This window comes from Rheinheimera sp. NSM, from assembly GCF_052380015.1.
Lineage (GTDB): Bacteria > Pseudomonadota > Gammaproteobacteria > Enterobacterales > Alteromonadaceae > Alishewanella.
In genome coordinates, this window is sequence record NZ_JBQTCI010000004.1 from 1 (window position 1) to 21,128 (window position 21,128).

At 49.5% G+C, this 21,128-nt stretch carries 14 protein-coding genes and 1 tRNA gene; 8 read left to right on the forward strand and 7 right to left on the reverse strand.

Annotation, left to right across the window (positions count from 1 at the left end):
• Window positions 1–119: 119 nt before the first annotated feature.
• Window positions 120–195, reverse strand: a tRNA-Phe gene (locus ACTZWV_RS12305).
• 229 nt (window positions 196–424) lie between these two features.
• Here ACTZWV_RS12305 and ACTZWV_RS12310 point away from each other — a divergent pair.
• On the forward strand, window positions 425–3,184 hold the full coding sequence (locus ACTZWV_RS12310) for an ATP-binding protein (RefSeq protein WP_444786827.1): 2,760 nt from the start codon (window positions 425–427) through the stop codon (window positions 3,182–3,184).
• 52 nt (window positions 3,185–3,236) lie between these two features.
• Here ACTZWV_RS12310 and ACTZWV_RS12315 read toward each other — a convergent pair whose 3' ends face one another.
• The 3 genes from ACTZWV_RS12315 to ACTZWV_RS12325 all read right to left on the reverse strand — a co-directional run bounded on the left by ACTZWV_RS12315 (window position 3,237) and on the right by ACTZWV_RS12325 (window position 9,545).
• Window positions 3,237–5,867, reverse strand: coding sequence for a PKD domain-containing protein (locus tag ACTZWV_RS12315; protein WP_444786828.1), 2,631 nt, complete (start codon window positions 5,865–5,867; stop codon window positions 3,237–3,239).
• 268 nt (window positions 5,868–6,135) lie between these two features.
• A complete protein-coding gene (locus ACTZWV_RS12320; protein WP_444786829.1) occupies window positions 6,136–7,743 on the reverse strand; it encodes an endonuclease in 1,608 nt (535 codons plus the stop codon).
• Between the two features lie 206 nt (window positions 7,744–7,949).
• Window positions 7,950–9,545: an isocitrate lyase gene (locus ACTZWV_RS12325; RefSeq protein WP_444786830.1), complete on the reverse strand. Its 1,596-nt coding sequence runs from the start codon at window positions 9,543–9,545 to the stop codon at window positions 7,950–7,952.
• Window positions 9,546–9,773: 228 nt separating this feature from the next.
• On the opposite strand from ACTZWV_RS12325, the gene ACTZWV_RS12330 reads away from it, so the two are divergent.
• The gene (locus ACTZWV_RS12330) at window positions 9,774–10,712 is read left to right on the forward strand and encodes a LysR family transcriptional regulator (protein WP_444786831.1); all 939 of its coding nucleotides are present in this window, start codon (window positions 9,774–9,776) and stop codon (window positions 10,710–10,712) included.
• 52 nt (window positions 10,713–10,764) lie between these two features.
• On the opposite strand, the gene aceB is transcribed toward ACTZWV_RS12330, so the two are convergent.
• Window positions 10,765–12,369, reverse strand: a complete 1,605-nt coding sequence (aceB, locus tag ACTZWV_RS12335; protein ID WP_444786832.1) for a malate synthase A — start codon at window positions 12,367–12,369, stop codon at window positions 10,765–10,767.
• Between the two features lie 238 nt (window positions 12,370–12,607).
• Between aceB and ACTZWV_RS12340 the strand changes: the two genes are divergently transcribed.
• Window positions 12,608–13,261 (forward strand): DUF2726 domain-containing protein, encoded by a 654-nt coding sequence (locus tag ACTZWV_RS12340; protein ID WP_444786833.1) that lies wholly within the window; start codon window positions 12,608–12,610, stop codon window positions 13,259–13,261.
• Between the two features lie 152 nt (window positions 13,262–13,413).
• On the forward strand, window positions 13,414–13,608 hold the full coding sequence (locus ACTZWV_RS12345; RefSeq protein ID WP_305555012.1) for a hypothetical protein: 195 nt from the start codon (window positions 13,414–13,416) through the stop codon (window positions 13,606–13,608).
• Between the two features lie 83 nt (window positions 13,609–13,691).
• Here the strand turns inward: ACTZWV_RS12345 and ACTZWV_RS12350 are convergent, their stop codons facing one another.
• Window positions 13,692–15,245: a methyl-accepting chemotaxis protein gene (locus ACTZWV_RS12350; RefSeq protein WP_444786834.1), complete on the reverse strand. Its 1,554-nt coding sequence runs from the start codon at window positions 15,243–15,245 to the stop codon at window positions 13,692–13,694.
• 220 nt (window positions 15,246–15,465) lie between these two features.
• Here ACTZWV_RS12350 and ACTZWV_RS12355 point away from each other — a divergent pair, with 220 nt between their 5' ends.
• The 4 genes from ACTZWV_RS12355 (at window position 15,466) to ACTZWV_RS12370 (ending at window position 19,149) form a co-directional block, all read left to right on the forward strand.
• Window positions 15,466–16,812 carry a hypothetical protein gene (locus tag ACTZWV_RS12355; protein WP_444786835.1) on the forward strand — a complete coding sequence of 449 codons (1,347 nt, stop codon included), beginning with the start codon at window positions 15,466–15,468 and terminating at the stop codon, window positions 16,810–16,812.
• Window positions 16,813–16,831: 19 nt separating this feature from the next.
• Window positions 16,832–17,524 carry a response regulator gene (locus ACTZWV_RS12360; RefSeq protein WP_444786836.1) on the forward strand — a complete coding sequence of 231 codons (693 nt, stop codon included), beginning with the start codon at window positions 16,832–16,834 and terminating at the stop codon, window positions 17,522–17,524.
• 4 nt (window positions 17,525–17,528) lie between these two features.
• A complete protein-coding gene (locus ACTZWV_RS12365) occupies window positions 17,529–18,683 on the forward strand; it encodes a sensor histidine kinase (protein ID WP_444786837.1) in 1,155 nt (384 codons plus the stop codon).
• Between the two features lie 82 nt (window positions 18,684–18,765).
• On the forward strand, window positions 18,766–19,149 hold the full coding sequence (locus ACTZWV_RS12370) for a response regulator (RefSeq protein WP_444786838.1): 384 nt from the start codon (window positions 18,766–18,768) through the stop codon (window positions 19,147–19,149).
• Window positions 19,150–19,193: 44 nt separating this feature from the next.
• On the opposite strand, the gene ACTZWV_RS12375 is transcribed toward ACTZWV_RS12370, so the two are convergent.
• A complete protein-coding gene (locus tag ACTZWV_RS12375; protein WP_444786839.1) occupies window positions 19,194–21,116 on the reverse strand; it encodes a phytase in 1,923 nt (640 codons plus the stop codon).
• Between the last annotated feature and the right edge of the window lie 12 nt (window positions 21,117–21,128).

Consider the following 21,128-nt stretch of genomic DNA (forward strand, 5'->3'; position numbering starts at 1 on the left):
AACGGATGACCTACTGATTACAAGTCAGTTGCTCTACCAACTGAGCTAAAGCGGCTGCGACAACATGGAAAAAGTTATTTAAGTTTGATACTTTACAACAACTTTAGCACCGAAATTAATGGTGCCCAGACCCGGAATCGAACCAGGGACACGCGGATTTTCAATCCGCTGCTCTACCGACTGAGCTATCTGGGCAACGCGGGTCGTATTAAACGGATTTTACGATCCTAAGTCAACAGATATTTTAGTGCACAAGGTGCGTTAGCTTATTAGTTGAACAAAAGCCCGCAAGATCTGTATCACGGCTGAAAAATGCGGCTACTTTTTGCTTAAAAACCAGGCCGCTACCTTATTTAGCAAAAGTTGTTAGAATGCCGGCTATCAGTGTTAATCTGCGCTGTCGGCAGCTATTATTGGATCACTAATGGAAAACACGTCGTTTAGTAAACCGATTTTTAAACGCCTGGCTTTATTGTCAGTGCTACTGTTGTTAGTCCAGGCTGCACTGTTGCTGCTATGGCATAAACCTGAGCCGGGCCTGGTTAATAAACAGCTGGAACGGCTGGCAGCCGATACCCGGTTAGTTGGCCGCGTAGTGCAACCTTTACTGCGCCGAAACGATTACAGTGCTATAGAACAAATACTGGCGCAAGCGCGCGATGGCAACACCGACAGAGCTATGTACCTGTACCGCACTACCGACAGCAACGACACAGAACTGGTTGCCAACACTAACAATGTGCAGGGCTTTGTACCACAACCGGCCTGGCAGGAAACTGCAGTGCAGCAATCGGGTTATCTGGTAGTACATCACCTGATAAACGTGGGCCAGCAAAAAGCCTTGCTGGTGTATGTACAGCGCTTAGAACTTAAACCGCTGTGGCCTTACGCGGCCATTTTCGCCATTAGTTTGCTAATTGGTCTGTTGCTCAGCGGCTTCTTTGCCTCTGCCATCTCCGGCTTTTTCAGCCGTCGTATTAAGCCTTTACTGCAGGGCACTAAACTGGCACTGGATAAAAATCAATTTAACAGCAGCCTCGACAGCCACGCGCGTGACAGCTACGGCACCCTGGGCAGCTATATTAACCAGTTATTTCGCAAAATTGAGGCAGCACAACAAGGCCTTGCAGAATCAGAGCAGAATATTAAAACGCTGAAACAGGAAGTCGACACTCGGATTAAAGAGCGTACTGACGCCTTGGAAACGGCAAAACTGACGGCGGAAAAAGCCAACGAAGCCAAATCTACCTTCCTGGCTACCATGAGCCACGAAATACGCACGCCGATGAACGGTATTATCGGCACCATAGATTTACTGCGTAAAACCCAGCTGTCTACCTCGCAGTTTCGCATGACAGATACCGTACGGGAGTCGTCTTTCTCACTGCTGCGCATTTTAGACGACATTCTGGATTTCTCTAAAATTGAAGCCGGCAAGCTGGAACTGGAAACCATACCGCTGTCACTGGTGGAAATTATTGAAGCGGTAGGCCGTATTCTGGTGTCGGTAGCGTATCAGCGCCAAATTGATTTAAAGCTGTTTATCGACCCGCGCATTCCGGATGGCCTGGTGGGCGACCCCGTGCGGCTGCGGCAAATTCTGTATAACCTGGCCGGTAATGCGATTAAGTTTACCCAAACTACGCCGGACACTACCGGTCTGGTGGTGATTAAAGCTGAACTGCTGGAAGAGAATATGGATTTCAGCCAAATTCAGTTCAGCATTATCGACAACGGCAAAGGCATGACACAGCGTCAGATCAGCTATGTATTCCAACCATTTAATCAAGCAGAAGGCTCCATTACGCGTAAATTTGGCGGCACCGGACTGGGCCTATCCATCTGCCAGCGCTTAACCACGCTGATGTACGGCGACATTAACGTTGTAAGTGAAGTGAATAAAGGTACGGAATTTAAAGTACGGGTGCCGATGCGCCGCTCAGACGAAATTCACTACCTGGATAAAGAGCTGTTACGTGATATTCATCTGTGTCTGTTTACGACAGATGCACATAACCAGGCGCACTTAAAGGCGTACTTTGCCTATGCCGGTGCCGAGCTTAGCACAGAGCACAGCTTCGAGGCGCTGCAGGCCAGAGCGGCTGCAATTAAGCCGCTACCGCCCAAGCAAGCCGCAGTCTGGGTGCTGGATGCGACCTATGAGCAAATTTCTGCCAATGAAATTGACCAGTTGCAACAAGCGCCGGGCATGAGCCAGGTACAGTTTGTTGTCATTACCAATCAGGTTGAGCTATCGGAGCGCAGTAATGACAAAGTCTATTATCTGCACAGCTCGCCTATTTGCCGAAGCCATTTATACGATGCAGTGTTAATTGCAGCCAAACGTAAAGCTAAACCAGTGTACGCCGGTGAGAAAACCGCAACTGCCGCAGCGCCGTCGATTGAGCAAGCACGTAAACAACGCCGGCTGGTGTTACTGGCCGAAGATAACCTGATGAATCAACGGGTGATTGTCGACCAGCTCAACGCCCTTGGTTATGCTGTAGAAGTCGCCGACGACGGTGCCATAGCACTGGAAAAATGGCGCCGCTACCACTACCCGTTGCTGTTGACTGATCTACATATGCCGAACATGAGCGGCTATGATCTGGCAAGCGCGATACGTAAAGAAAGCCTGCACCTGAGCGAAGGCGCAGAGTTTACCCGCATTATCGCGGTAACTGCCAACGCACTCAAAGGTGAAGAGCAAAAGTGCCTGAGTATTGGCATGGACGGTTATATTACCAAACCGATAGAGCTGGCCACGCTGGAACTGATGTTAACGCGTTGGCTGCCCCACCCGCAAAATGATAAAAAAGCTGCGCCGGCCGGTAGCGACAACGGCCAGAATAGCTCACCGATTTGTTTTACCACCATCGCCAATTTCCTTGGCAATGACCCGGCCAAACACGAAGAATACCTGAACTATTTCGTCAAACATGCCGCTGAACTGTTAACCAACCTGAGCAACAGCGCAGAGCAACAAGATCGCAGTACAGCTCGCTCCATTGCGCATCAGTTTAAGTCGGTAGCAAAAAGCGTCGGCGCCCTCAGTTTGTCCGCCGATGCCTTGAAGCTGGAAAAAGCTGCAGAAGAAAGTGATTGGTCGGTTATCAACGAGTATATCCGCCAAATGCAGGAAAAATATCAGGAAGTAGTGACTTACGTGAAGCAGCGCTACTAAACACGGAGCTGAGCGACCGGAGCACAACGTTATGCTCCGGTCGTACCTTTAGTTAAATCCCGGCAGATTGAGCTTTGCTTGACTTAAGCACTTTACGTGCAGTCGACTTAGCTTTTAGTGCCTGACTGCTCACCACATTTTGCGGCGCAGTATCATTCCAATATTCGTAATCAATCTCTTCATACATACCAATACGGCCGGCGATTATCAGCGCACCGTCACGGAATGACTCCTCTCTGACATATAAACGACGCCCCAACAAGCCATCTTCCAATTTTAACACTGTCCATTCACGCTGTTGCTGTAAAGGCTCGTAAAATAATGTCATGCCGTTATCGCCATTGAGCTGCCAGCTTAATGGTGGCGTGTTCACTTTCGGGTTAAACGCCGGTGGAAAATCTGTCAACGGAAATGGGGAAATTACCCGGTTACCGCTATTGTCAGCGTTAAGTTGCCAACCAAAAAATGGAGAAAAGACGTTTTCTATGTCACTGCAATCAGGATCCCCCGGACAAAATAATAACCGGCCGTTATCCCAGCTTTCTTTAGTCCAGGAGTTAATCATCGTTTGCCAATATTGTTCTTCAGCATTGACCAACAAGCTTGCATCAACATTAACATCGGTTTTAAAGGCATACTCTGCCTCAGCAGCAATAATGTTATCGTCTGCATTATACACAGTCGTAAACACCTGCAAGTCTGTACCGGACTGGTCAATAATTTCCAGTTTAACAGCAGTGCCATCTGATATCGCAAGGAATAGCTGGCCATCAGTTACCTGCCAATTGAAGGTTCTGTCGGTGGCAGTTCCCAAACCGGTTCCGTTAGCATTAAACAGCAGCGGATCCAGATAAAAATCGGTCACATCACCATTTTGGAATGGCAGGTTTTGCGTATAGTAGGTGTTAATTGCCCAGGTTCCGGCCATTTGCTCTGCAGCAAAAGCTAACTCAGAGCTATTCTGCTTACGCATCAAAACGTTGCTGCTAAACTCAATCGTATCTGAAGCCTCAACTAAACCCTGGCTCGTTTGCACAGGTACAACTTCACGCCTTTGTATACCTGCTTGACGGTATGTATCAATGAGTTGGCCTTGTGCAACTCTGGATAACTCAACCGAATCGATATAATACATAACTGCAACCTGAGAAATATTATCAGCAGTTAACCAATCAACTTGCTGTTGAGTCAGGCCTGCAGATCCAACTGCTACCCCCACAAAGCTGGTGAAACTTGAAGCTGCAGTAATATAATCAATGCTGATTTTGCCGTTTATCAGCTCCCATTCAAAAGTAGATTCACCTCTACTGATTGCATGTGAACCTGTGCCATCCTCATTAAACTGCCAACGCTCACCACCGCGGGATAAAAAGCCCGGCGCAGCGGCATAGGTGCGAAAGTACAATGGTGCAATTGCATCAGCAGTTACCGGTGGTGTTAATGCCGGGTCTGCGACAATCGCCGCGATGGTCTCTTCAATTAAGCCAGGCTGCTGTGCTTCAATTTGCGTAACCAAAGTGTTGTAAGCACTAATATTGGCCAGCAGCGCTACTATATCTGTAGTTCCGTCCGGCAGAGCAACATCAGGGTTGTCAGTAAGAATTTTTACAACGGCTGCAGCTTCAGCCAATTCATCAGCATCAATAGATTTTTCTATGAAGGTCAGATCGTTGATATTCGCCGGCACCACTCCGTTATTGGCGCTAACTAATAAAGAGTACAGCGCGGTGGATACAGCTGTCACCGACACAGTGTTAGAGCCATCTGCTGCCACATTGACTTGAGTATCTGCAGGCCTGCTTTTTACGGAAGCTACAGAAACTACTTCTGCCACAGCAAAACCGGAATAAACAGCACTGTATTTTACGCGACTGTTGGCAACTGATGTCACCTCTACAGCCACTACGCTGTCAATCAGGTCATCATCTAGTTCCATTTCAATTACAAAAGCACCATTTGCATCCACTACAGCAGTTGCCGGCAACGCCGCACCGCTCAAAACAGCCTCAGCCCCACTGAAATCAGCACCGCTAACCTGCCCTTCCAGCGTAAACGCTACCAATGCAGGTGCAATATCGACCGTTAGCTCTAATTCGGCAGTTTCATCATCATCATCGGTCACCGTTAGCATAAAGCTAAGCGAAGTAAGCTCTGTAACTGCTGGTGTAGTGAAACTAACCGTATCAGTGTCGCTTCCGGTTAAGGCTACAGTTGGCCCTGCTGTTTGCTGCCAACTAACAGCAGTAATCTCGCCGTCATCAGTAAGCGGGGCTGTTAATGAGATATCTGCTTTCTCGGCTATCGCATCAGGTTCAGCACTTAACTGCGGCAGGAGGTTATTTAAAAGAGTAACAGTGACATCATCCGTTGCCGTCTGCCCTTTGGCGTCGGTTACCGATAGCCTTAACACAGCGACACTGTCAGTATTTACCGATGGGGCGGTTATCGTCGGCGACAACGTATCCACGGCTGAAAAGACCACGTCGGGCCCTGATACCTGAGACCAGCTAACCGTCAATTCTCCCTCGCCACCGGCAGAGCTGGCTTTGATTTGCACTGAGCGTCGCTCTTTCAGGCTAACGTCTTCGCCGGCATTTGCCACAACATCATCGTCAGACGAACAGCCCCCTAACAACATAACTGCGACAAGCACAGCGGCCACTTTTTTACACCATACAGCCATAATAACTATCCTTATATCCGTCTAATTCACATGAATAAAACGCTTACATTCAGCAAAAGTTCATAATCAACTATACCTGCAACTTGATAAACAGCCGAGGACATTCATTTATAGCGGATAATTTGCAGCAAAAGATGAGTAAAAAAGAAATAACGAATATATCGGTCAAATGCAGGAAAAATATCAGGAGGTGCTGAGGTACATGAAGCAACGCTACTAAGCATTAGTTGTTAAGGTAAAACGCCGGCGCAAACCGGCGTTTCTGATTTTAATTGCCCCAAATGGCACTGACAAATTGCGGGTGATCGATAAAGGGATTACGGTTGCCCTGATATTGATAAGCTGCATCGTTACGATCGCGCTCTTTCTGGCTAACCGGGTCCTGCTGATGCCACTGCTTTAACAGCTGCAACAGCCAACTTTCAAATACCTGAGTGGTGCTGCCATTTAGCGCCGCATTGGCTTCACTGCTGTTATTCTGCCAGTTAGCCAACTGATGCTGATAACGCGTTGCCATATAAAAATATGCCCGTGCTATATCGCCTTTAAACTCATCTATCGGTTCAAATACTACGCCACTGTAACCGGTGCCCGCAGCGGCACTGCCAAGTTTGCTGCCATTGCTTGAGGTAAAACTGGCACTGCCCACTTCACCAAACGGATAACTGCCGCGTTTGGCATTGACGAAACCATCGGTGGCGAATATATGGTGGATATCCGAGTTCATTGGCTCTATTGCACCGCCAAACCAGCTGCGCGGAAAACTGTGTTCCCGATTGTAACAATCACCTTCTTTACTATAGTTGCCACACTGATCACTACCGGCAGCATAGACATAGCTGTCGCTTGCAGATGGCTTTTCAGAGTAAATATCTAAAATGGAACCGTCATTCTCATAGTAGTTATCCAGCTCGTAAACATTATAAAAGCCCCAAATTGCACTGTAGCCCTGCGCCGTATGGGTTTTAATAATATTATGCAGTGCGGTTTTCAGGTTGTAGCCGGTTAAGCCGGCAGCATCTGCATAGTAGCTGCCTAAATCACCGCCACCGCCCGTGCTGCCCAATGTAAAGCTGTGGCTTTGCTGGCTGGCAAAAGCACCGCCGCTAAACACCGGCTGACCACCTAAAGTCAGGCTATAGCTGCCATTGCCATAGCTGCAACAAATGCCATCACCGTAGCTGTCAAAAATGCTAAAGGTGTAGTCAGCATCTGCCAGGCACCACTGCTCAGTGTAACTGCTGTTAGCGGCATAGCCGTCGCCGCTGTACACAGTACCGCTGACATTTGATACCAACTGCCAACTGGTTTCAGCACCATAGTTATCGGTGTTCAGCACAAAGTCTACGCTGGTATTGGCACAGCCGGTTGGCGGTGGTGCCTCAGTTGTGGCAGGTTCAAACTGGTCAACATACACCAGCTCTGCACCATCAAAACCGGCTACATCATAAAAGCGCAGACCAATTTCGATATTACCGCTGCTGCCAGCGGTATAGCTGTAACTCAACGTTTGCCACTGTCCGGTTAGTTGCTCATTGGAGTACCCCTGGTAGCCGTTAACATATAGCCTGGCTCTGACATTGCCTTCTGTATGATATACCGCGGTACTGAAGTTATAGGTTTGGCCGGCCGTAACGCTGACCAGTTGGCGCAAGTCGGTATTGGCCTGGTCAGTAGTGTTAACGCTGATGGCCGCCGCGCTGTTGCCGCTCAGTTTAATACCGGTGGATGGTGTCAGCGTAATACCGCTGTCAATCAGGCTCCAGCTATCCGGCAGGTTAGCGCTCCACTGCTCAAAACCGCCGTTAAGCACCGTGGCCTGCGCCGTTATACTGAGGGTAGCAAGCAGACCCGACAAGATCGTAATTTTTTTCATGCTGTTTGTCCTGTGGCTGAAAAACTGCCGGCCGAACAGCCAACAGTGCCATTACACTATTGCAAATAAATTGTATAAAAATAAAGCGGCGATGAATTTTTTATGAAAAAATCAATAAAAAAGGGCAGCACAAGGCTGCCCAAACTGTCAGTTACCTGACCACGTAGTGTAAAACTAAACTTAACTCAACACTTAACACTAAAAAGTTAAAACTGATTCATAGTGTTATGCGCGCCACCGGCTTTTAATGCAGCCTCGCCGGAGAAGTATTCTTTATGGTCATCACCAACATCAGAGCCGGACATATTCTGGTGTTTAACACAGGCAATACCCTGACGAATTTCTTTGCGTTGTACACCCTCAACATACCCCAGCATACCAGCCGCACCAAAGTACTCTTTTGCCAGGTTATCGGTAGACAACGCCGCAGTATGGTAAGTTGGCAAGGTGATCAGGTGATGGAAAATACCGGCCTCACGCGCCGCGTCAGCCTGGAAGGTACGGATGCGGTTATCCGCTTCCAGCGCCAGCTCTGTCGCATCGTAATCGGCACTCATCAGCAGCGCGCGATCATAAGCTGATACATCTTTACCGGCAGTTTTCCACGCATCAAATACCTGCTGGCGGAAATTCAGTGTCCAGTTAAAGCTGGGGCTGTTGTTGTACACCAGCTTGGCATTGGGCACTACTTCGCGGATGCGGTTTACCATTTCAGCAATCTGGCCGACATGCGGCTTTTCCGTCTCAATCCACAGTAAATCGGCGCCATGCTGCAATGAGGTAATACAGTCCAGCACCACACGGTCAACGCCACTGCCCTGCTTAAACTGGAATAAACCACTGGCCAGGCGTTTTGGCTTTAACAGCTTACCATTGGCTTTTACTACTACGTCACCGTTGGCAATATCATCGGCACCGCTGATAACGTCGCCGTCCAGGAAACTATTGTATAAGTCTCCCAAATCGCCGGGCTTGTTGGTAACAGCAATTTGTTTGGTTAAACCGGCACCTAACGAGTCGGTACGGGCAACGATAATACCGTCGTCCACGCCCAGCTCTAAAAAGGCGTAACGCACAGCGTTAATTTTCGCCAAAAAGTCAGCGTGTGGCACAGTAACCTTACCGTCCTGGTGACCACATTGTTTTTCATCCGATACCTGGTTTTCAATCTGAATAGCACAGGCACCGGCTTCAATCATTTTCTTCGCCAGTAAATAAGTGGCTTCTTCGTTGCCAAAGCCGGCGTCGATATCGGCAATAATCGGCACGACATGGGTTTCAAAGTTATCAATTTTGCTTTGCACTGCAGCGGCTTTGGCGCTGTCACCGGCGGCTTTAGCGGCATCCAGCTCACGGAACAAGCCGCCTAACTCACGGGCATCGGCTTGCTTTAAAAAGGTATACAGCTCTTCGATTAACGCCGGCACGGCGGTTTTCTCATGCATTGATTGATCCGGTAACGGGCCAAACTCAGAACGCAGTGCCGCTATCATCCAGCCGGACAAGTACAGGTATTTTCTTTTGGTAGTGCCGAAATGTTTCTTGATGGCGATCAGTTTTTGCTGGCCTACAAAGCCATGCCAGCAACCTAACGATTGGGTGTATTGGCTGCTGTCAGCATCATAGGCTGCCATATCAGCGCGCATAATTTTGGCGGTATATTTGGCAATGTCCAGCCCGGTATGAAAACGGTTCTGCGCCCGCATTCTGGCGGCAGACTCCGGGTTTATCGCACTCCATGCGTCGCCGTTTTGCTGACGTAACTGCGCGATTTGTTGTATTGCATCTTGGTAAGCTGACATAGCAGTATCCTCTTGTTGCTTATTGCCCGGCTTGCCGGACGCTGACTGTTCCCAGGCTGATGTGTTACCTGTTGCCTTACACTATAGGTTTCATTTTGATAATTCATAAAGGTGATTTTTGTGATGCCGGCCATTCATAGCATTAATACCAAACCAGGCTTGACGCTGGCCTGGTGGCTAATGCTATGATTCAGTTTAGTTATGAAAAATTGCCGGGCTATTTAACTAATGAATATTAATAAGATGGATTTGAACCTGCTGGTGTACCTGGACGTACTGCTGCGCGAGAAAAATGTTACCCGCGCGGCCAACCAGCTGAACATTACCCAGCCGGCGATGAGTAATGGTTTAAAGCGGCTGCGCGATTTACTCAACGATCCAATCTTAGTACGCACCTCAGATGGCATGGTACCGACCGAGCGCGCGCGTGAACTTGCACCAATAGTACGCGGCGTATTACTAACGCTGGAAGAAACACTGCAGCCGAATAAAGACTTTGAGCCGCTGCACAGCCAACGCGTATTTCGCATTATGGCCAGTGACTATGCCGCTTCAACCTTAATCCCGGCGCTGCTGAAAAAGATGCGTGTACAAGCCCCGCATACCAGCCTGGATATCATGACGCCATCCGATGTGACCTTTCATGATGTTGAAAACGGCAAGGTGGATATGGCGATTAACCGCTTTGATCAGTTGCCGCAGTCGTTTCACCAGAAAACAGTATGGCGCGACAGTTTCTCCTGTTTGATCAATGCACAAAACCCGGTACTGAAAAACTTTAATTTAGACAGTTACTTAAAAGCACAGCATATTTGGGTGAGTAAAACCGGCTTTGGTGTCGGCGTAGGTATGGACCCGAAAGACGTGCAAAAGCTGGGCTGGGTAGATGAAGCCCTCGCCAAGCTGGGTAAGCAGCGCAGCATCTCGGTATTTACCCGTAACTACCATGTGGCGATGCACCTGGCGGTAGGCATAGATTTAATTGCCACCCTGCCCAGCCGCGCTGCTAAGTTGTACGAGAACGACACTACTATGGCCATTATGGACCCGCCATTTGCCATACCGTCGATTGAGCTGAAGATGATTTGGAGCCCGTTACTGCATCAGGATGCCAGTCATATCTGGTTCCGCCGGCTGATTGTTGAAACTGCAGATGAGCTGAACTAAAAAAAGGCGCTGTCAGCAAGTCAGCGCCTTTTGCATTGGTGGTTTACTCAGGTTAATCAAGTAACTGATAAGCCGGCAGGGTCAGGAAATCTACCAGCTGATCAGAAGTCGTGATATCAAGCAGTAAAGTTTGCGCTTTGGCAAAATTTTGCTCTGCCCATAGCGTTTCACCTACTTCTGCCCGCACCACTTTTGCCTCTTCTTCTAACATAGAAGCAAATAGGGTTTTGGTAATCAGCTTGCCGTTGCTTAAGCTTTTACCGTGTTTAATCCACTGCCAAATCGACGTACGCGAAATCTCCGCCGTAGCAGCATCTTCCATCAAACCATAAATCGGCACACAGCCTTTGCCACTGATCCAGGCGGCAATATATTGCAGCGCCACGCGAATATTGGTGCGCATGCCCTCCTCCGTGCGCTCACCGTCACAGGGTTCCAGCAACTGTGCTGCGGTAATGTCTTCATCTTCTGCGCGGCTGATATCCAGCTGATTCTGCTTGCCACCAGGCAGATACTTAGCAAATACCGCATTGGCGGTAGCTGCAAGCCCCGGGTGCGCGACCCAGGTACCGTCGTGGCCGTTAACTGCTTCCAGCTCTTTATCTGCGGTTACTTTGGCCAGAATAGCTGCGTTTTGTTCAGCGTCTTTGGCCGGTATAAAGGCCGCCATGCCACCCATTGCCAAAGCACCGCGTTTATGACAGGTTTTTACCAGCAAGCGCGAGTAGGCATTTAAAAACGGTTGTTTCATGGTAACTACCTGCCGGTCCGGCAGTACACGGTCAGCATGATTTTTTAACGTTTTGATATAGCTGAAAATATAATCCCAACGGCCGCAGTTAAGCGCCACTATGTGATCGCGCAGCATATACAAAATTTCGTCCATCTCAAACACGGCCGGCAGGGTTTCAATTAACACAGTAGCGCGAATGGTGCCAATTTTTTGGCTGAACTTTTGCTCGGTGTAACGAAACACATCATCCCACCATTTGGCTTCCAAATGGCTTTGCAGTTTCGGCAGGTAATAGTACACACCGCTGCCATTGGCTAAGCGGGTTTGGTAGTTGTGCAGGAAATACAGCGCAAAATCGACCAGCGACCCCGGAATTTGCTCGCCATCTACCAGCAAATGTTTTTCCCACAAATGCAAACCCCGCACCCGCGCAATTAACAGGGCCGGCTTGTCAGCCAATGCATAGTGTTTGCCGTTTTGCGGATCGGTATAGCTGATAGTGCCCAGGTTAGCGTCGCGCAGGTTAATCTGCCCCTCGATAACGCCGGCCCAGCTGGGCGCCTGCGAGTCTTCAAAGTCGGCCATAAACACTTTTACATCAGCATTTAACGCATTAATAATCATCTTACGGTCGACCGGGCCGGTAATTTCCACCCTTCGATCCTGCAAATCCGCCGGTATCGCTGCTACCTGCCAGTCAGACTGGCGAATATTGGCAGTTTGCGGCAGAAAATCCGGCAAGGTGCCTTCATCAAAACGCTGCTGTGTGGCCTGGCGGGCCGCTAACAATGCAGTTAAGCGCGGGCGAAACTCACGGGTTAGTTCAACCAGTAAGGCACAGGCCTGTTCCGTCAGAATGCTGTCATAGCCATCATGTAACGGCGCGTTAATCGTTAAACCGGCACGGCTGATGCTTGTTGTCATAAGTCTGTCCTTTTTGCTGCTAATACCCTGGCGGCCAATACAGCAACCCGGGATCAGGGATACCCGGTAACTATAAGCGCTTTCAATTATAAAATGTATCAATGCAAGCAATGCCTGCCATTCGCAGCATAAATACTCAACCCCGCATAACACCCCTAATGTTGGCACAACTTATGCTTTAACTATCACAGTGTTGTGGTGTGTCAGACACCGGGTCAATTTTCTGTCGGAGGTGCGCATGGAGTTTGTCCTGCTATTAATTTTACTTTTGGTAATAGTGGTCGCGATGGTAGCCAGCCGTTTTATTGACAGCGGTAACCCTTTTCCGCTGCAGAAAAGAGGCAGCTTATTTAGTCCGGTAGAACGTTCTTTTATGCAACTGCTGGAAAAAGCCGTGGCGGATGACTACAAAGTTATAAACAGGGTGCGGCTGGCCGACGTAATGGAGTTAAAAAATGGCACCAGCGATAAAACCCGCGTCAGCACCATGCAAAAGCTAAATGCCAAGTATTTGGACTTTGTGTTATGCGACCCACAAGATTTCAGTGTTATAGCGGTATTAGATTTGGTAAATAACAGTAGTAAAGAGGGCCACAAAGCGGTGCCGGATTGGTTCGTTAACGGCGCTTTAGATGCCGCCGGTGTGCCTTATCTGCGGATGAAAATAAAAGCCGGTTATACTGCCGCCGATATTCAGGCCGCTATTGCCGCCCGCTTAGGCAAAACGGTTACCAAACCCGAACCCATGTTTAAAGGTTTAGTGAAAACAGGCCCCACCCGGCCGGTGCGTTCATTAAAACCGGCAACAGCCAGCGGCAATACTTTGCCGGTACCGGCGTTGTCACACTCACAAATTAAGGCGCAGCAAACTGCGCTGATCCGGGCTTCTTAACGCACATGGAGAAATGAGTCACTCCGCGCTAAGTTGGAATGCCGCCCGCTGCAACGGGCGGCATTTTTTTATGCTTAAAAGATTTTAAATAAACGCTAAAGGTATTTATCTCCCGGCCGTTACAGTCTTGAGGAATTGGCAAAGGAGGTTCTATGAGTCAATCCGTTGGCGCTTTGGCGTCGAACCAGGGCTTTGAAGTACTGGGGGCCGTAATGGCCAAAAAGCAACAAAACCAGGAAGCTAAAATGGCGACCATGCTGGTACAAAGTGCTATGCAATCGGTTGAGCAGGTACAGGCTTCATCCCCTGTAGGCAACCTGGGACAAAACATCAATATCACGGTTTAACGGATATTAATGTAGTAAAAACACAGGCCGGCAAATGCCGGCCTTTTTATCTGTCTCACTGCTTATTCTGCTTAACTGCCGCGCTAGCGGGCAAAGCGCACCACTAATTCATGCAGCTCATTTGACACTAACTGCAACTGCTTAATGCTGTCGGCAGAGTTTGCCGCTTCGGTCAGGCTGTTATTGGCTAAACCGGAAATATTCACCACCTGCTGGTTCACTTCTTCCGCCACATTAGCTTGTTGCTCCACCGCTGCTGCCATTTGAATAGACATATTGGCGATATTACCCACTGCATCTGAAATGCCATTCAACATCTCTTCGGTTTCTTTTACTCTGCTAAGTCCGGTGTCAGCACCGGCGGTGCCGCTTTGCGCCACACGTACGGCGGTGTCAGCACGGCTGGTTAAATCACTGACAATCTGATGAATTTCTTTGGTGGACTCCTGCGTGCGCTGCGCCAGGTTGCGAACTTCATCTGCCACCACGGCAAAGCCGCGGCCCTGCTCACCGGCGCGCGCAGCTTCAATAGCGGCATTGAGCGCCAGCAAGTTGGTTTGCTCGGCAATTTGTTCAATCATTTGCGCTACTGTGGCTATTTTGCGGGTTTGCTCCGACACCTCGGTAACAGAGCTGCTGATAGCATTCACGGTTTCGCGCAGCTCTTCTATCGCTTTGCGCGTTATACCCGCCGTTTGCCGGCTTTTACCGGCCAGTTCATTAGATTGCTCGGCTTGCTGCGCGGTTTCCTGTACATGTTTTGATACTTCAGCGATGGTGGTAGTCATTTGATGCATCGCGGTTGCAGCTTGTTCGGTTTCCTGCTGCTGGCGCTCGATTAACTTCATTGAAGACTGCGCCAGTTGCAAGCCCTGGTCCGACTGTTTCGACACACTTCTAGCTGCATCTTCCATCCGGCTTAACACCGCACCAAGGTGCGCTTTAGAGCTCATCACCGCCACTTTAAGCTCACCGACGTCCGGTGAATCATCGGTAAAGGTTTGCACCGCCAACTCATGCCGGAAGGAGTTAGCTAACAACATTTTGACGCTATCCAACGCATTATTTTTACTGACATTGGCCCACACCACATAGCCAATCAGCGCCAGCAACAGCACCAACTGCGATATCCCGGCAAAGCCGCTAAAGTAGAGTCCGGCGGCCATAAGCAAAACAAGCACCAACACAACATTAGCCGCGCCGAGGTGAAAATTCCGTGCGCGAAACTTGCCGTTGTTAATAGCGGCATAAAGTTTTTCTGCCCGTTTGATATCGTCGCGCGCCGGACAGGAGCGCACCGATTCATAGCCAATGACGCGGCCGTTTTCCGTCACCGGCGTCACATACGCATCGACCCAATAATAATCACCATTCTTGCTGCGGTTTTTTACCAGCCCCATCCACGGTTTCCCGGCTTTTAAATGCTCCCACATTATTTTATATGCCAGCGGCGGCATGTCCGGATGGCGCACGATATTGTGCGGCTGACCAATCAACTCCGCTTTGCTAAAACCGCTTATTTCAATAAACGCATCGTTGCAGTGCCGGATATTACCGTTTAAGTCGGTGTTGGAAATCAGTTTTTGTTGTGGCGGGAAAGTACGTTCAGTGTTGGTAACCGGCATATTACGACGCATAACAGGGTGCTCCTTGCGTTAACAATTAATCAAGTTCTGCCCTAAAAATAGCAACAGTTAGCAATAAGGCAACGAAGTTTAAAGAATATAGTTTAAATAGCGCCAGGTTACGGCGAAAACGTTAAGTAAGGTTAAGCAAAGTAAAGCAGGGTAAATTATTGAACCGTAGCACTGCTAACGCTTTCTTAGCCCCGTTATATCATCCACTTAATGAGGCGTTATGCGTATTTTTTTAACTGTATCAGCACTTGGCAGCTTAATGATGTTAACCGGTTGCGGTAGCAGCAGCTCTGATGACACTTCAGACACTTACACCAGCAGCTATATCCAGCTGTATAACGGTTCTGCCAACAGCACCTCCACCAGGTTATTACTCACCGACAGCGATGACAACACGGTATTGGCCGGCTCTGCCGTTTATACCGACGCCACATCCCTGGTCACTTATACCCCGGCTACCTATGACATTTCCCTTAGTCGCCTGAACAGTGACGGTGATGACATCAGCATGCTGGACAGCAGCATTACCTTGCGCCAAAGCTATAAGCATTTATTGTTTTTAACCGGTGATTACAGCAATCCTGAGCTGCTGACACTGCAATTTTTGCGCGATGACAGCCTGACAGACAGTTTTAAGCTGTATGTAGTCAGCTTATTGCCCGACAATAATACCTATGATGTGTACTTAAGCACATCAGACACCGGCTTCGACGATGCCACCCTGGCGGCAACCCTAAGTTACAGCCAAATAAGTGCTGTGCTGGAATTTGACCGCGGTAATTATATTGTTTACATCACCGAAGCCGGCAGCCGCGACATATTGTTTCAGTCATCAAAATATAACTTTGAATACCTGACAGAGTACGTGCTGGTACCCCGCATTGCTTCGGGCCCGCTGGCAGGTAACATGGCTGTGGATGTTATTAATAACACTACTACCGTTGCCAATTTGACCGATCTGACCGCAGCGGCGCAATTCCGGCTGTACAACAGTGTCGACAGCGCCGGCAGCAGTGATATTTACCTGGATGGCGATATAGCAGTAGCGTCACTAACCACAGACAGTTTGTCGGACTATGTAGAACTGGCAGCGAAGGACTACCGCTTGTCGGCAGCCGATGAACAAGGACAATTGTTTCTGAATAACGCCCTGCTGACGTTAAACCAGGGAGAAAGTAAGGCTGTGGTGTTATATCAAAACGCCGCTGCTGCAACCGTTGTTATGGTGGTAGAAGAAAGCAATACGCCACAAATTTATGATTTTGATTTGAATGTGGTAAATACCATTTTTGATTACAGTGCCTTAAGTGTTTATTTTGTACCGCCCAACGAAACCATTGACACTACAGAGTATTACATTACGTCGGTTAACCGCGGCGCACAAAAAGAAATCAACCTGCCGGACGGCGAATACACTATTTTTCTGCTTTATACCGACGACAATAAGAACAAAACACTATTGGCAGAGTCTGACATGCAGCAGTTTGTTGCCGGCAGCAACTATTTGCTGGTTGCCGAACCCGACAATGGCAGCAGCAGCGGGTACAAATTGAGCTTATTGCGTTAAACAACTTACTGAGGTAGCCGTGCTGCACATACTGTTAATTGATGATGATGTTCAACTAACCGCCCTGCTGGCAGAATACCTGCAAAAAGACGGCTTTAAAGTTACCAGCGCCAATAACGGCGCGGTCGGACTGGAGTTTTGCCAACAGCAGATGGTTGATCTGGTTATTCTGGATGTAATGATGCCGCAGCTGGATGGCATCTCGGTATTAAAACAGCTACGCCGCGACAGTAATATCCCCGTGATAATGTTAACAGCACGGGGAGAAGATCTGGATAAAGTGATTGGCCTGGAATTGGGCGCAGATGATTATATTGCCAAACCCTGCTTACCACGGGAGCTCAGTGCCCGTATTAAAGCAATATTGCGCCGTGTGCAGCAAAACAACAGCCAGACTGAACTACAGCTTGGCGCTTTACGCATCAAACCGGTTAACCGCAGCGTGTCACTGCAACAACACAATATTGAGTTAACCGGCGCAGAGTTCAGTATTCTGTATATCCTCGCACAAAACGCCGGCAATATTGTCAGTAAGATTGAGTTGTCACAACAGGCATTAGGTAAACCCCTGGGTAGCTACGACCGTAATATTGATGTGCATATCAGCCATATCCGGCAAAAACTGGGCAAACCACCGCAGGGGCAACAATGGATCACTTCCGTACGGGGCAAAGGCTATCAATTCACTTATCCGTTTGGTGGCGGAGCATAACCCGATGAACAACTTATTCTGGCGCTTTTTCCTCGTATTTTGGGCCACGCTGTTAATGGCGGTTATCTTAGTGCGCTTAACCTTTAGTTGGGACGACACACCGCGTTGGCTGCCGCCGGAAAAGATGCTGGCGGCCGGGACCGGCTTTTTCAGCCAGCCGGCGATACCTGCGCAGCATATAAACACCATGGATCTATCTGCAGCCACCGCTGTTCCGACGCGCCCTGTGCCGCCATTTTGGCGCCGGCCGCTATTACACCTTGCTGTGTTGCTGGCGGCCAGCATCTTGTTCAGTTGGGTATTGGCGCGCAATATTGCCGCCCCGGTACGCCAGCTAAAGCTGGCCCTGGCCGGGTTAGCTGCGAATAACTGGCGTACCCAGCTTGGCCCGGAGCTGATAACACGGCGGGATGAATTTGGCAGCCTGAGCCGGAATTTTAACCAAATGGCCGGCCAGGCAGCAGAAGCCATTGCCTCACAGCGCCGTCTGTTACACGATGTCTCGCATGAACTGCGCTCGCCGCTGGCCAGAATGCAAATTCTTACCGGGCTGGCAGCACAGTCGCCGTCTTATGCTGCGATGGCGATGGAAAAAATCGAGCAAGAGGCCAGCAAGCTCGATGCACTGGTTACTGAAATTCTGACCTTTTCCAGGCTGGAGAGCGGAGCTGTCTGTGCCGAACATATTGATATTAACCTGACGGAGTTAGTGGCTTCGGTCTGTGATGATGCGCAGTTGGAGGCCGGCAGCAGCAATAAGTCGTTATGGCTGCACCTGGAAAATGTACCGTTAATTAAAGGCGACCCGTCACTGCTATACAGCGCAATAGAAAATGTGATCCGTAATGCGGTGAAATACACCCCGCCGTATTCAGAAGTCAGTGTTTGCCTGCGGCAACATCAGCAGCAGCTGAGTTTACAAGTTCGCGACCAGGGCCCGGGCGTTGCGCCGCAATATCTGACTAAATTGTTTACGCCGTTCTTTCGCGCTCAGAGCAACCACAACGGTATAGGTTTGGGGCTAAGTATTGCCAAGCGCGCTACTGAGGCTTGCAATGGCAGCATAGCCGTAGCTAATATTATGACGAATAACGAAATTAGTGGCTTTAGCGTGGTCATTACCTTACCGCTCAGTTCATCTGCCGTTCAGGCGGAATAAATAAACTGCAGCGCTGTTTTTTCCGTTTTAGTTAATTTTTGCATTACACTGTAATTGCATCTGCGACCGCAAAGGATCTGCCATGACACAACAACAGTGCTCAATATTGATAATTGATGACGCCTACACCGTACGTGAATACTTGCGCCAAACGCTGTTGCATTTAGGCATCAGTAATGTGCAGGAAGCGTCCAGTGGCAGTAAAGGCTTGTCAGCTTTTAAACAAAAACAGCACGACCTGGTGTTTCTTGATATTGAGCTGCCTGATATGAACGGCCAGCAGATATTGCAGCAAATTAAATTACATGCCGACAAAACGCATGTGGTGATGGTTACAGCGCATAACTCGGTGGACAATGTACAACAAAGTATTGCTGCCGGTGCCAGCGGCTTTATTGCCAAACCTTTTTCACCACAAAAGATTAAAAATATTGTCGACCGTTGCCTGGCAGCAAAATTAAATTAAACACCATTTAATAACAAAGGCCGCACTGCTGCGGCCTTTCGTTTTTATAGTGGCTTAAGCTGTTGCAAAATATGCTGCCACGGCACCAGTTTCAGGTTTTGGCCCTGTTCCGGCATGCGGTTGCGGCCATCCTGCACGATAAAGGCACCCTGCTCAAAGCCCGGCCCCAGCGAACGGGTGGTAACATCAATGCCATCAGTTTCAGAGGCGCCATCTATGCCCGGCACCGGGTTAGTGCCGATACGAAAGTGTAACCGCTGTGCATAAGGCGGCGCGGCGTCAAACACCAGGTAGCTGTCATTACCCTGGCTTGATACCAACAGATAACTGTTGCCGTTATGCTCTGCCAACGTAATACCTTCAATATCATCGACCAGCCGCTCCCCATCAACGCGGATTATTGCTTCACCTGTTGTCGCCGCATCCGCTTCAGCGGCAAAACGCCAGATGGCTGCATCTTCCTCGCCAACAAATAACAGGCCGCGTTTATCATCGGCCACACAACCTTCCGGCTGCGACGGTACTTGCAGGGCACGCACTAAGCTACCCTGCCAGTTGCTGCCATCTGTGTCGATACGATACTGCTGAATTAAACCGGCTTTATCATTAACGAACACATAGTGCTTATTGCTTTGTGCACTGTGATACATACAGAGGCCGTAAATCTCACTCATGCCGGTTGCGACCTTACCGGCATTATGCAGCGTGCCGCTGTTATCAATAGCAAACAATTGCAGGCTGTTGTCATCGCGCAAACTGGCTGCGGCAATATCGTGCGCACTGCCCTGCCAGTTAAGGCCGTAGCGCACATCGACATTATTTAACCGGCCCACGCTAAGCTGCTGCACGCGCTTACCCTGCATATTGTACACATCCAGCCCGGCGCGTTTGTCAGTGCCAAGCAGCAGGCTAAGCTCAGGCTTGTTTGGATGATGCCACACTGCCGGGTCGTCCATTACATCACCGCGCTGACTGGCCGGCTCGGTCTGTAAGGTTGGCATCAGCTGCACTATCGCAGGCTTTGCGGCAACAGGGGCTATACTGCTTAACGGCAGCGACAGCTGCTGTACTGCGCCGGCATCCTCAGTGCTGATATAGGCTGTCGCCGTGTTACCCTGCATACTGACAGCTAACCCGCTGGCTTCAGCCAACGCCGGGACAGCTATGGCGCTGCGCAGCTGGCCGTCGCTGCTGATATGTAACAATCTGGCCGGTTCTTCCTCCAGCGCCAGCAGGCTGCCATCGCTTAGTAACCGCAAGGCTTTCACTTCGCCCTGCAACTGACCAAAAGGCTTATTTACCTGCACCAGACTGCGCCCCTCATCAGCTTCGGGTTCGGCCTGATAGCGCCAAATAGCGCGATCAGCTTCGGCGATATACAGCGCACCAGCAGCTTGATCCACTGCACAAGCCGTGCTGTCGTAAGGGATATTTAACTCGCGTATTACCACCGGTTGCGCCAGCCACTGTTGCTGCTGTTGCAACAGCAGCTGATCGGCACCGCCGCGGCCACCGAGTAAAAACAGACTGAGCTGCTGGTTCTCACTACTGTGATAAAAGCATAAATCGTCTACTACCCGGCTGTTTATCAACTGTTGCTGCACCAGCTGCAGCGGCGTTGGCTGTGCCGGGGCAAAACGCCATATATACAGGCTGTTGCTGTTGTCTTCTATCGCGGCCAGTAGCACGCTATCGTCGCTAAGCGGCTGTGCAGTCAGCCGGATAAAAGCACCGTCGTACCGGCTTAGCACAGCAGCGCCCTGTTGCACTTGCAAGCCTGTAGCGTCAGTAAGCAGCTGGTAAGCTGTGCCGGCCAACTGCACCTCCTGATAATGGCTGGCATTAACAGCTACTGTCTGTGGCTCCGGCATTGCTGAACCCGGCTTATCTGCCTGGCAGGCGCTTAACAAGCCGGCCAGCGCCAGGCTAACCACGCTGAGTTTAAACATGTTTTTATTGCTTAACATTGTGCTTTCCTT